11 protein-coding genes and 1 tRNA gene are annotated in these 12,369 nt (G+C 71.1%); 7 read left to right on the forward strand and 5 right to left on the reverse strand.

Features of this window, described 5'->3' with window-relative positions; all coding sequences use genetic code 11:
• Position 1 precedes the first annotated feature (1 nt).
• Positions 2–406: a PaaI family thioesterase gene (locus tag CHB94_RS03755; RefSeq protein WP_089335257.1), complete on the forward strand. Its 405-nt coding sequence runs from the start codon at positions 2–4 to the stop codon at positions 404–406.
• Positions 407–409: 3 nt separating this feature from the next.
• Here the strand turns inward: CHB94_RS03755 and CHB94_RS03760 are convergent, their stop codons facing one another.
• Complete coding sequence (locus CHB94_RS03760; protein WP_089335258.1) at positions 410–1,021, reverse strand: GNAT family N-acetyltransferase; 612 nt, start codon at positions 1,019–1,021, stop codon at positions 410–412.
• Between the two features lie 340 nt (positions 1,022–1,361).
• Here CHB94_RS03760 and CHB94_RS03765 point away from each other — a divergent pair, with 340 nt between their 5' ends.
• Genes CHB94_RS03765 through CHB94_RS03780 form a run of 4 tightly spaced genes read left to right on the forward strand, consistent with a single transcriptional unit; the run spans position 1,362 to position 5,486 of the window.
• Positions 1,362–2,597 carry a branched-chain amino acid ABC transporter permease gene (locus CHB94_RS03765; protein ID WP_254920375.1) on the forward strand — a complete coding sequence of 412 codons (1,236 nt, stop codon included), beginning with the start codon at positions 1,362–1,364 and terminating at the stop codon, positions 2,595–2,597.
• A 3-nt stretch (positions 2,598–2,600) separates the two neighbouring features.
• On the forward strand, positions 2,601–3,599 hold the full coding sequence (locus tag CHB94_RS03770) for a branched-chain amino acid ABC transporter permease (protein ID WP_089335260.1): 999 nt from the start codon (positions 2,601–2,603) through the stop codon (positions 3,597–3,599).
• Positions 3,589–4,641, forward strand: coding sequence for an ABC transporter ATP-binding protein (locus CHB94_RS03775; protein ID WP_089335261.1), 1,053 nt, complete (start codon positions 3,589–3,591; stop codon positions 4,639–4,641). The genes CHB94_RS03770 and CHB94_RS03775 overlap by 11 nt, the downstream gene beginning before the upstream one ends.
• Positions 4,638–5,486: an ABC transporter ATP-binding protein gene (locus CHB94_RS03780; protein WP_217899153.1), complete on the forward strand. Its 849-nt coding sequence runs from the start codon at positions 4,638–4,640 to the stop codon at positions 5,484–5,486. Before CHB94_RS03775 ends, CHB94_RS03780 begins: the two co-directional genes overlap by 4 nt.
• A 288-nt stretch (positions 5,487–5,774) precedes the next feature.
• Here CHB94_RS03780 and CHB94_RS03785 read toward each other — a convergent pair whose 3' ends face one another.
• Together CHB94_RS03785 and CHB94_RS03790 are read right to left on the reverse strand one after the other, a co-directional pair.
• On the reverse strand, positions 5,775–7,103 hold the full coding sequence (locus tag CHB94_RS03785; RefSeq protein ID WP_089335262.1) for an ABC transporter substrate-binding protein: 1,329 nt from the start codon (positions 7,101–7,103) through the stop codon (positions 5,775–5,777).
• Positions 7,104–7,320: 217 nt separating this feature from the next.
• A complete protein-coding gene (locus tag CHB94_RS03790) occupies positions 7,321–7,944 on the reverse strand; it encodes an ANTAR domain-containing response regulator (protein ID WP_089335263.1) in 624 nt (207 codons plus the stop codon).
• Between the two features lie 75 nt (positions 7,945–8,019).
• Here CHB94_RS03790 and CHB94_RS03795 point away from each other — a divergent pair.
• Positions 8,020–8,096 (forward strand) — tRNA-Leu (locus tag CHB94_RS03795).
• Between the two features lie 334 nt (positions 8,097–8,430).
• Positions 8,431–10,083: a pyridoxal-dependent decarboxylase gene (locus tag CHB94_RS03800; protein WP_254920376.1), complete on the forward strand. Its 1,653-nt coding sequence runs from the start codon at positions 8,431–8,433 to the stop codon at positions 10,081–10,083.
• On the opposite strand, the gene CHB94_RS03805 is transcribed toward CHB94_RS03800, so the two are convergent.
• Both CHB94_RS03805 and pyk read right to left on the reverse strand, forming a co-directional pair.
• Positions 10,061–10,939 (reverse strand): acyl-CoA thioesterase, encoded by an 879-nt coding sequence (locus tag CHB94_RS03805; protein ID WP_089335264.1) that lies wholly within the window; start codon positions 10,937–10,939, stop codon positions 10,061–10,063. The two genes, CHB94_RS03800 and CHB94_RS03805, sit on opposite strands and share 23 nt — an antisense overlap.
• The gene (gene pyk, locus CHB94_RS03810) at positions 10,936–12,351 is read right to left on the reverse strand and encodes a pyruvate kinase (RefSeq protein WP_089335265.1); all 1,416 of its coding nucleotides are present in this window, start codon (positions 12,349–12,351) and stop codon (positions 10,936–10,938) included. The genes CHB94_RS03805 and pyk overlap by 4 nt, the downstream gene beginning before the upstream one ends.
• Positions 12,352–12,369: the final 18 nt, after the last annotated feature.

Below are 12,369 nucleotides of genomic sequence, written 5' to 3' on the forward strand. Positions count from 1 at the left end.
GGTGACGACCTCTCCCCCGTCGTGGGCCCCCGCCCGCGTCAGCAGCCCGCTCGACGACAAGCTCGGCATCCAGATCGTGGACTTCGACCCCGACCGGCTCGTCGCGACGATGCCGGTGGAGGGCAACGAGCAGCCCCTCGGCCTGCTGCACGGCGGCGCGACCTGTGCACTGGTGGAGACGATCGGCAGCTGGGCCGCCATCCTGGGAGTGGGCCCGGACCGCAAGGCGGTGGGTATCGAGCTCAACGCCAGCTACATCCGCTCGGTGACGTCCGGCGTCGTCACGGCGGTCTGCACGCCGGTGCGCCGGGGGCGGACGCTGGCGACCTTCCTCATCGAGGTATGCGACGACGAGGGCCGGCCCACGGCCACTGCCCGGCTGACCTGCATGATCCTGCCCGCCTGACCGTCAGCCCTCGACGGCCGCCGTCGGCAGCGCGCGGACGACCGGCCGCCGTCGTAGGGGCGCCCGGCGTGGCGCGGGGACGAGCAGGCCGCTCCGCTGCCAGGCGGCCAGTGATCGGGTGAGCGAGTCGAGCCCGACGATGCGGCGCGTGGTCAGCGGCGCGAAGCCCATGCGGGCGAAGAACCGCTGCCGCTCCGCCTCGTGCCCACCGACCGCGGCGACGACGTGGTCGGCGCCGTTCTCCTGCGCGTATGCGGCCGCCGCGGCCAGCAGGACGGCGCCGGCACCACGGCGCCGGTACTCGCGGTGGACGACGAAGGTGTCCACCGTGACCTGCGGATTGCCGAGCACCTGGGACAGCGGGTCGAGGCCCAGGACGGCGAGGCCGACCGCCACCTCACCGTCGGCGCCACCGGCCGCGGCGTTGGGACCCGGGAGGACGGCGAGGACCACGCGATGACCCGCGTCGTCGAGCAGCCGGCGGAACCCGGAGGCGGCGGCGTTGAGCCGGGTGTGGCCGCTCAGGACGTCCTCCGCGTGGGCGTCGGCACGGTGCTGCCGGACGAGCCCGAGGACGGCGGGCAGGTCGGCGGGACGCGCCGTGCGCGTGACCACGCGGGACCGCGAACCGGTTCCTGACACACGAGCCTCCCCCGAGAAGGTGGGGCAAGACTGCACCGCTGAACAGCCGTGATGACGGCGGCGCGCCGCAGCAGTACCGACCGTTACCGGGCTGGCGTGTCGCGGAAAGGTCACAGGTCAGCCCGGAAAGAGAGACGAGGAACACAACCGGGTTAGGGTCCGTGCTCAATCATCCGCCCTGGGAGGTCGAGTGACGCACGCGGGAAACCGTGCCCGCCGGCACGGTCGACGTTCGGGCCCCGACGGGTCCCCGCATCGGTCTCCGGGCCGCCGTCGATCTCGGAGACCGCACGGGACCGTCGTACGGGCCCTGTTGGTCCTTGCCTTCGGGCTCGGGCTGACGGCCTTCACGCCCGGCATCGCGCAGGCCGAGGGGGAGGCAGTGGCCGGCACCCTCCAGACGAGCCTCAGCGGTCCGATCGAGGGTGTCGAGGTCCTCGTCGAGAGCGTCGACGGCGAGCGCATCGACGAGGTCGAGTCCGACGAGAACGGCCGGTGGTCGGTCGACCTCCCGGGCCCCGGCCAGTACGTCGTCAGCATCGACGCCGACGACCTGCCCGAGGGGGTGACGCTGAGCGGCGAGGAGAGCCGCACCGTCACCGTGGCCGAGGGGCGGCGCCAGCCGGTCAACCTCGGGCTGGAGGACGGCAGCCGCGGCGCCGGCGGCGGAGGGGTCCGGGCGGTCCAGCTGCTCGTCGACGGCCTGCGGTTCGGCCTGCTCATCGCCATGTGCGCCGTCGGCCTGTCGTTGATCTTCGGCACGACCGGGCTGACGAACTTCGCCCACGGCGAGCTGGTGACCATCGGCGCCGTCGTCGCCTGGTACATCAACATCCAGGGCGGCGTCCCGCTGATCCCGGCCACGTTGCTGGCCATGGTCGTCGGCGGCGCCGTCGGTGCGCTCAACGAGCTCGGTATCTGGCGGCCGCTGCGCCGCCGCGGGACGGGGCTGGTTGCGGCGCTGGTCGTCTCGATCGGCCTGTCGCTGGTGCTGCGCTACGGCATCCAGATCTTCTACGGCGGCCGGTCGAGCCCGTACGGCCAGTACCAGTCGCAGCGAGCGGTGGACTACGGGCTGTTCAACCTGACCAACCGGGCCCTGTTCTCCATCGTCATCTCGGTGGTCGTGCTGGTGCTCGTCGCCCTCATGCTGCAGCGCACGAAGATCGGCAAGGCGATGCGGGCGGTCTCGGACAACCGTGACCTCGCCGCGTCGTCCGGCATCGACGTCAACCGGGTGATCATGGTCGTCTGGGTGATGGGAGCAGGCCTGGCCGCCCTCGGTGGAGTTCTGCTGGGCCTCTCGGACCAGGTGCAGTGGGACATGGGCTTCCGGCTTCTGCTGCTGATGTTCGCCGGGGTGACCCTGGGCGGGCTCGGCACCGCCTACGGCGCCCTCGTCGGCAGTCTCGTCGTCGGCGTCTTCGTCCAGATGTCGACGCTGGTCATCCCCGACGACATGAAGTACGTCGGCGGGCTGCTGCTCTTGATCGTCATCCTCGTCATCCGGCCCCAGGGGATCCTGGGCAGCCGCGCACGGATCGGCTGAGCCATGGGAGACCTGCTCGACGCTCTGTCTGTCGCCCTGAAGGCCGGTCTCGGCTTCCAGGCGATCTTCTTCGGACTGCTGGCGATCGGCATCAACGTGCAGTTCGGTTACACCGGGCTGCTCAACTTCGGCCAGATCGCCTTCGCGATGCTCGGAGGATTCGGCATCGCGGTGTCGGTGAGCCAGTGGGGCCTGTCCTTCTGGGTCGGTGTCCTCGTCGGCCTCCTGGCTGCCGTCGTCCTCGCGTTGCTGCTCGGTCTGCCGACCCTGCGGCTGCGGGCCGACTACCTGGCGATCGCCACCATCGCGGCAGCCGAAGGGCTGCGGCTGCTGTTCCGCTCGGTCTCGGCCACGCCGGTCACCGGCGGCACCCGTGGACTGGCGGCGTTCAACCGCGACTTCATCGCGCTCGCCCCGTGGGAGACCGGCAAGCGCTACTCGTTCCTGGGGACCACGTGGTCCGGCGCCGAGCTCTGGGTCATGTTGGTCGGATGGGTCGTCGTCGCCCTGGGGTGCGTGCTCGTCTGGCTGCTCATGCGCAGCCCCTGGGGCCGGGTGGTCAAGTCGGTGCGCGAGGACGAGGACGCCGTCCGCGCCCTGGGCAAGAACGTCTACGTCTACAAGATGCAGGCGCTGGTCCTCGGCGGCGTCTTCGGTGCACTCGGCGGGATGATCTACGCCGTGGGCACCGGCTCGGCCATCCCCGACCAGTACCAGAACGCCAATACGTTCCTGGCGTACGCGGCGCTCATCCTGGGCGGCGCCGCCCGGGTGCTCGGCCCGGTGATCGGGGCCATGCTGCTGTTGTTCCTCATCCAGTTCGCCGACACCCTGCTGCGCACGCTGATCAGCAACGGCGTCATCCCGGAGGGCCTGTTCACCGCGACCGACGTGGCGGCGATCCGCTTCGTCCTCGTGGGCCTGGGCCTCATGCTGCTCCTGGTCTTCCGGCCACAGGGCATCTTCGGTGACCGACGAGAGGTGATGCTCGATGCCCGCTGACCCGACTCCCCACGGCGCGACGGCGTCCGGTGCCGGCGCGCCCGGCGCCGGCGACCGGTCCGATGCCCCGGGCGGCTTCCACAGCGGGGATGCCCCTCGCCGGCTGGCCCAGGCCGCGCTGCGCGACCTCCCCTGGGAGGTGGGCGTCGCCAAGCCGGACCCGGCGGTCGTCGTCGACGGCGTCACCCGGACGTTCGGCGGCCTCACCGCGGTCTCGGTGGACCACCTGGAGATCCAGCGCGGCGGGATCACCGGTCTGATCGGCCCCAACGGTGCCGGCAAGACCACGCTGTTCAACCTGCTCACGGGGTTCGACCAGCCCGATACCGGCACCTGGTCGTTCAACGGCCGGTCGCTGGGCAAGATGGCGCCGCACGAGGTGGCCCGGCTCGGCGTGGTCCGGACCTTCCAGCTGACCAAGGCCCTGTCACGCCTCACCGTGCTGCAGAACATGCTGCTCGGGGCGCAGGACCAGCGCGGCGAGAGCTTCTTCCGGGCCCTCGTCCCGGGCATCTGGCGAGGCCAGGAGAAGGCCAACACCGAGAAGGCGATGGAGCTGCTCCATCGGTTCAAGCTGGACACCAAGAAGGACGACTTCGCCGGCACGCTGTCGGGCGGTCAGCGCAAGCTGCTCGAGATGGCTCGGGCGCTGATGAGCGACCCGCACGTCGTCATGCTGGACGAGCCGATGGCCGGGGTGAACCCGGCCCTGACGCAGAGCCTGCTCGGGCACGTCAAGGACCTGCGCGAGCAGGGCATGACCGTCATCTTCGTCGAGCACGACATGGACGTCGTGCGCGACATCAGCGACTGGGTGGTCGTCATGGCGGCCGGCCGGATCATCGCGGAGGGCCCGCCGGAGTCCATCAGCCAGAACCAGGCCGTGGTCGACGCCTACCTGGGGGCCCACCACGATGCGCCGCTGACCGTCGAGGAGGAGGACCAGGTGCTCGCCCAGGCGGAACAGGCGATCGCGCGCGAGGAACAGACCGACGGTGACGTGCTGAGCGCCGATACCAGGCCCGAGAGGACCGACCGATGAGCGAGCCCCTGTTCCAGGTGGACGAGTCCGGCGAGGACCTCACCCGCGCCGACACGGCGACGTCCACCCAGCTCTCCCCGGCCGAGAAGGCCGCCACCCGCGAGGAGCACACGCGCCTGGCCGAGGGAGCGCTGGTGCGGGCCGACGACCTGGTCGCCGGTTACGTGCCAGGGGTGAACATCCTGCGCGGGTGCGACTTCTACCTCCAGGACGGGGAACTGGTCGGCATCATCGGGCCGAACGGGGCCGGGAAGTCCACCTTGCTCAAGGCGCTGTTCGGGCTGATCCCCGTGCGTTCGGGGTCGGTGACCCTGCGAGGTGAGGACATCACCTCGGCGCCGGCGCACCGGCTGGTGTCCCTGGGCGTGGGCTATGTGCCGCAGAACAACAACGTGTTCCCCTCGCTGACCATCGAGGAGAACATGCAGATGGGCGTCTACCTGCGGCCGAAGACGTTCAAGGACCGCTTCGACTTCGTCGTCGACCTGTTCCCGCTGCTCGGCGAGCGACGGAAGGGCAAGGCCGGGTCGCTGTCCGGTGGCGAACGGCAGATGGTCGCCATGGGCCGGGCGCTGATGATGGACCCGTCGGTGCTGCTGCTCGACGAGCCCTCGGCGGGCCTGTCCCCCGCCTACCAGGACGAGGTCTTCATCCGCTGTCGGCGGATCAACGCGACCGGTGTCTCGATCATCATGGTCGAGCAGAACGCGCGCCGATGCCTGCAGATCTGCGACCGCGGCTACGTCCTCGACCAGGGCCGCAACGCCTACACCGACACCGGGGAGTCGCTCATGCACGACCCGAAGGTCATCGAGCTCTACCTGGGGACCCTGGCGAAGGCGTAGCAGGCCCGGACTCCGCGCGGCACAGCGCCGGCCCTCCCGCGGGAGGGCCGGCGCTGTCCCGTGTGCGGGACGGATGCGGGACAGCGCCGCAGGTCCGGTGGTGGGGCGTCGTCCCGGGCACGGACCTTCCACCGCCTGGAATGTCGGTGCTCGGTCGACGCTGCCGAGAGCGGCCACGGACCGGGACCGAGCGGACAGCGCGGCCTGCACAGCACAGTGGCCCGGCACCGAGAACGGTGCCGGGCCACTGCGGGAACACCTACCGGGTCAGCGACCCGGCACGGGAGATCAGCGCTGCGGGCCGATGCCCTGGGCGTTGAGACCCTGGATGATCTTCGACGACTCCTCGAACCCGATCACCACGATCGCGTCGGGGTTGAGCTCGACCATCTGCTGGACCTCGGAGTCGAAGTTCGCAGCCTGCGGGTCGTAGATGATCGTCTTGATGTCGCCCTCGGAGAGGCCGCCCTCGACCAGGTTCTTGGCGGTGTTCTCCGCCAGGCCGGTGCCGTACGGGTCGTTGAGGGCCAGGATCCCGACGGTGTTGTTGCCCTCCTCGAGGATGAGGTCGGACAGCGCGCGGGCCTGCAGCACGTCCGGGGGCGCGGTGCGGAAGTACAGACCGTTGTCGTTGTACGTCGTGAAGATGTCCGAGGTGTTCGCCGGGGAGATCTGCATGACGCCGGCACCGGTGATGGTGTCGATGACGGTCTGGCTCACGCCGGACGACGCGGCGCCGACGATCGCGTTCACGCCGGCCTGCAGGAGACGGTCGACGGTCTGCGTGGCGGTGTCGGTCGAGGTGTCACCGGAGTCGCCGCCCTCGGCACGGACGGGAGCGCCGAGGACGCCGCCCGCCTCGTTGATGTCGGAGATCGCCAGGTTGAAGGCGGCGATCTCCGGCGGGCCGAGGAAGGCCAGGTTGCCCGTCTCGGGCAGCAGGTAGCCGATGACCAGCGGCTCACCGGTCGTGCCGGGCGGGGCCGGCGGCGGACCCTCGTCGGTGGAGGCATTGGCCTCGTCCCCGGCGAAGACGTACTCGTTGTCCTCGGCGTGGATCGTGTTGTCCTCGGCGAACTGGAGGATGCCGAAGCTCGCCTCGGCCGGCTCGCCCGCGTCGGTGAAGGCCAGCGGACCCGAGACGCCGTCGTAGTCCGGGTTGCCACCGGAGTTGATGATCTCCAGGCAGGACGCGAAGTCCTCGCACTTCTCGCCACCGGAGGTCACGCCGTTGACGTAAGCCTTGAAGACGTTGGCGTCGTTGGTGCCCGCCATCTGGGCGGCCAGCGCGGTGATCACGACGGCGTCGTAGGTCTCACCGGCGTAGTTGTAGTCCTGCAGTTCGGGGTCGATCTCGAGCAGACGGTCGGTGAATTCGGAGCCGAGCTCGGTGAGCGGCGTGGTGCCCTTCATCCCGGCCAGCGCGCCCTCCTCGTCGAAGTCCTCGCCGAGAGCGTTCCCCATGTTGCCGTCGGTGCCGTAGATGTTGACCTGCTTCTCGCCGCCACCCTCACCGCCGGTGTCGCCACCCTCCTCGCCGCCGCCGCCACAGGCGGTGAGCGCGAGCAGGGCGGCACCGGTGACGGCGATGCTGCGGGCAGTGGTGCCAGTGCGCATCAAGCAACTCCCAGTGTCATCGTTCTGTGCGTCGCCGGACGGGTCCGCAGGACGAATCCGCCGCTCGGACGCCCGATCGGTGCGGAGAACCTAACTGCCACGGGAGAGGATGCACCCGGCGTTCCACTGACCGTGATGAGGTCGTGATCTGAGCCACTCCGCCGAGAACGTCGGCGAACCGTGCGTCACGACGGAGTACGGCCCCGGCCGAGCCGGGTCAGGCGGTCGTGCCCTCGCTCGCCGGGTCCGCGACGGCGTCCGCGACCGCCCCGGCGTCAACGATCGACTGCGCGAGCCCCTTCATCGAGGTGCGCTGGTTCATCGCCGTCCGCTGGATCCAGCGGAACGCCTCCGCCTCGGTGATCCCCTGCTGGGCCATGAGCAGGCCCTTGGCCTTCTCGACGACCTTGCGCGTCTCCAGCCGCTCCTCGAGCGTGCGCACCTCGCCGTCCAGAGCTGTCATCTCCGAGAACCGGGCGCGCGCCACCTCGATGGCCGGGACCAGATCGTTCTTCGAGAACGGCTTCACCAGGTAGGCCATGGCGCCGGCGTCCCGCGCCCGCTCGACGAGTTCCCGCTGGCTGAACGCGGTGAGCACGATGACCGGCGCGATGCGGGCCGAGGCGATCTGCTCGGCGGCCGAAAGCCCGTCCAGGACGGGCATCTGGATGTCGAGGATGACCAGGTCCGGACGCAGCTCGGTCGCCCGGTCGACAGCCTGCTGGCCGTCACCCACCTCCGCGACGACGGAGTACCCCTCTTCCTCGAGCATCTCTTTGAGGTCGAGACGGATGAGCGCCTCGTCCTCGGCGATGATGACGCGGATCGTCTCGGTGCTCACGGTGGAGGAGCCTAGCGACGTCGGGGCCGCCGCACCTCACCGCTACGCTGCTCGTGCAGCCGGGTTCCCCGGTCGGCCCCCGTACCCCAATCGGCAGAGGGAGCGGATTCAAAACCCGCGCAGTGTGCGTTCGAGTCGCACCGGGGGCACCATGCAGTCTGTCGTCCTCCGGACGACACCGCGGCCAATGGCCGTCCTCGGAATCGTTGAGCCGCTGCGTCACGCCTCCGCGGACCCCTCCGGGGCCCACCCGCCCCGACAAAGACACCGCGGCCAATGGCCGTCCCCGGAATCGTTGGGCCGCTGCGTCACGCCCCCGCGGACCCCTCCGGGGCCCACCCGCCCCGACAAAGACACCGCGGCCAATGGCCGTCCCCGGAATCGTTGAGCCGCTGCGTCACGCCCCCGCGGACCCCTCCGGGGCCCACCCGCCCCGACAAAGACACCACGGCCGACCGCTCACCGGTCAGGCAATACGGTGGTGCCGTGAGCGACGCCTCGAACGTCCCGGTCCCCCACATGACGCCCGAGCAGTTCCGGCAGCACGGCCACGAGGTCGTCGACTGGATCGCCGACTACTGGTCCCGGATCGGCGACTTCCCGGTGCGCTCCCAGGTCTCCCCCGGTGAGGTGCGCGCGACCCTGCCGGCCGAGGCGCCCGAGCAGGGCGAGCCGTTCTCCGCCGTCCTCGCCGACCTCGACCGGATCGTCCTCCCCGGGACGACGCACTGGCAGCACCCCGGCTTCTTCGGCTACTTCCCCGCCAACACGTCCGGACCCTCCGTCCTGGGTGACCTCGTCTCGGCGGGCCTCGGCGTCCAGGGGATGTCGTGGGTGACCAGCCCGGCCGCGACCGAGCTCGAGCAGCACCTCATGGACTGGGTCGCCGACCTCCTCGGCCTCCCCGCGTCGTTCCGCTCCACCGGCACGGGCGGTGGGGTCGTCCAGGACTCCAGCTCCGGCGCCAACCTGGTCGCGCTGCTGGCCGCCCTCCACCGCGCGAGCAGGGGCGGCACCGTCCGCCACGGTGTGGAGCCGGACCGCGCCACCGTCTATGTCTCCTCGCAGACCCACTCGTCCATGGAGAAGGCGGTCCGGATCGCCGGCCTGGGCAGCGACGCCGTCCGCATCGTCGAGGTCGACGGCGACCTCGCCATGCGGCCGGCGGCTCTCGCGGCCCGGCTCGAACGCGACATCGCCCGGGGCTACACCCCGGTGCTGGTCTGCGCCACGGTGGGGACGACGTCGACGACGGCGATCGACCCGCTCGCCGAGCTCGGGCCGATCTGCCAGAAGTACGGCGTCTGGCTGCACGTGGACGCCGCCTACGCCGGGGTGAGCGCGCTCGTCCCCGAGCTGCGCGAGCTCCAGGCCGGCGTGGAGTGGGCCGACAGCTACACCACCGACGCCCACAAGTGGCTGCTCACCGGCTTCGACGCCACCCTGTTCTGGGTGGCCGACCGGGTCGCGCTCACCGGCGCCCTGGCGATCCTCCCGGACTACCTCCGCAACGCCGCCACGGACGCCGGGACGGTCGTGGACTTCCGCGACTGGCAGATCCCCCTCGGCCGCCGCTTCCGGGCGCTCAAGCTGTGGTTCGTCCTCCGCTGGTACGGCGCGGAGGGGCTGCGGTCGCACATCCGCGCACACGTCGCCATGGCACAGCAGCTGGCCGGGTGGGCGGCGGCCGACGAACGGTTCGACGTCGTCGCGCCGCATCCGCTCTCCCTGGTCTGCCTGCGCCCCCGATGGGCCGACGAGGTCGACGCCGACGTCGCCACCATGACCCTGCTGGAGCGCCTCAACGACGGCGGCGAGGTGTTCCTCACCCATACGACGGTCGAGGGACAGGCCGTCCTGCGGATCGCGGTCGGCTCCCCCACGACCACCCCCGCACACGTCGAGCGCGTGTGGACGCTCCTCCGTGAGAGCTTCGACTGGTTGGCCGCCGACTTCGCCGCCGCGGCGGCCGAGCGCGCCACCCAGCGCAGGGCGGAGCAGGAGGCCGAGGAGGCCCGGGCGCGGCAGGCCGCTGAGCCGACCCCGTCGTCCGACGAGGCAACCGCTGACGAGGCGACCGCTGAGGCGGAGGGATCCGCGGCCGACGAGGGCTCGCTCAGTCCGTCAGTGCCCGGATGAGCCCTTCCTGCGCGACCGTGGCGACGTGCGTGCCGTCGGCCGACCAGATCTTCCCGAAGCACAGCGCTCGACCCGACGAGGCCGCGGGGCTGTCGGTCTCGTAGAGGAACCAGTCGTCGGCGCGGACGGGCTGGTGGAACCACACGGCGTGGTCGAGGCTCGCGCCGACGAAGTCCGGCCAGCCGCCACCGAGCCGGGCGAAACCGGCCGAGAGCAGCGTCAGGTCGCTCACGAACGTCAGCGCGGCCGCGTGCACCGCGGGGTCCTCCCCCAGCTCGCCGGCGACCCGCAGCCAGGTATAGGTCTGCGTGGTCGGGGGCGACTTCGGCGGCGCCGCGAACGGGTCCTGCAGGAAACGCTGGTCGACGACGCGGCCCATCGCGTCCATCCAGGCCGCCTTGTCGCCGTGCCGCGCGACGATCTCGGCGGTGCCGGGCAGCGTCTGGGGTGCGGGGACCTCGGGCATGGGCGTGGCGTGCTCGGCGACCGGCATCTCCCCGGCGTGGAAGTCCGCCGTGAGCGCGAAGATCGCGACGTCCTCGCCCTTGCGCTGCTGCCAGGCCACCACCCGGCGGGTCGTGAACGACCGGCCGTCCCGGATCCGGTCGACGGCGTAGCGGATCTCCGCGAGCGGGTCACCCGGCCGCAGGAAGTACGAGTGCAGCGAGTGCACGCCGCGCTCGGGGGCGACCGTGCGGCCCGCGGCCATGAGCGCCTGGCCCGCGACCTGCCCGCCGAAGATGCGCTGCCGCTCGGTGCTCGGCGTCTGCCCGACGAACACGTCGGTGTCGCGCTCCTCCAGGTCCAGCACCGCCTTCAGCGCGGCCGCCTGCGTGCCCTCCGTGCCACCGGTCACGAGTCGGTGCCGACTTCGTGCACGCGGATCAGGTTGGTGGACCCCACCGTGTTGGGCGGACTGCCGGCCACGACGACGACCCGGTCGCCGACCTTGAGCCGTCCGATCGACAGCAGCGAGAAGTCCACCTGGGCGACCATGTCGTCGGTGTGCTCCACCGCGGGCACGAGGAACGTCTCGACGCCCCAGGAGAGCGCGAGCTGGCTGCGCACCCGCGCGTCGACCGTGAAGGCGAGCAGCGGCTGACGCGGGTGCAGCGCGGCGAGCCGGCGGGCGGTCTCCCCCGTCTGCGTGAACGTCGCGAGCGCCTTGACGCCGAGTGCCTCGCCGACATCCTTGGCCGCCCGCACGATCGCCCCGGAGCGCGAGCGGGAGCGCCGCTCCACGTCGGGCACCCAGAGGTGATCGCTCTCGACCGCGTCGATGATGCGCTCCATCGTCCGGACCGCCCCGATCGGGTGCGCTCCCACCGAGGTCTCCCCCGAGAGCATGACCGCATCGGCACCGTCCAGGACGGCGTTGGCCACGTCGGAGGCCTCCGCTCGTGTCGGTCGGGAATTGGTGATCATCGACTCGAGCATCTGGGTCGCCACGATGACCGGCTTGTTGCGCTCCCGGGCCGCCTGAACGGCACGCTTCTGCACCAGCGGCACCTGCTCCAGCGCCAGCTCCACACCGAGGTCGCCGCGGGCGACCATGATCCCGTCGAACGCCTCGACGATGGCCTCGAGGTTCTCCACCGCCTCCGGCTTCTCCAGCTTCGCGATCACCGGCACGGAGATGTCCTCCTGCCGCATGATGTCGCGGACCAGTTCGACGTCGTGCGGGTGCCGGACGAAGGACAGCGCGATGAAGTCGACCCCGAGGTGCAGGGCGAATCGCAGGTCCTCCTCGTCCTTGTCCGACAGCGCCGGGACGCTGACGGCGACGCCCGGCAGGGACAGCCCCTTGTTGTTGGACACCTGGCCGCCCTCGACGACGAGGCAGACCACGTCCGGGCCGTCGACCCGCACCACGGTGAGGGCGAGCTTGCCGTCGTCCACCAGCAGGCGGTCGCCCACGCGGACGTCGTCGGCGAGGTTCTTGTACGTGGTGGAGACCCGCTCGGCGGTGCCGTCGACGTCGTCGACCGTGATGCAGACCTGGCTGCCGGTCGGCCAGCTCACCGGCCCGTCGGAGAAGGTGCCCAGCCGGATCTTCGGGCCCTGGAGGTCGGCGAGGATAGCGACGGCGTGACCGGTGGCGTCCGAGGCCTGGCGGACGAGTGCGTAGGCGGCGGCGTGGTGCTCGTGCGCTCCATGGCTGAAGTTCAGCCGCGCCACGTCCATCCCGGACTCGACGAGGGCCGTGACCTGCTCCAGGGAGCTGGTCGCCGGTCCGAGGGTGCAGACGATCTTGGCGCGGCGGGACATGCCGATAACGCTAGTGGT

This window comes from Blastococcus mobilis (assembly GCF_900188025.1).
Classification (GTDB): Bacteria; Actinomycetota; Actinomycetes; order Mycobacteriales; family Geodermatophilaceae; genus Blastococcus_B; species Blastococcus_B mobilis.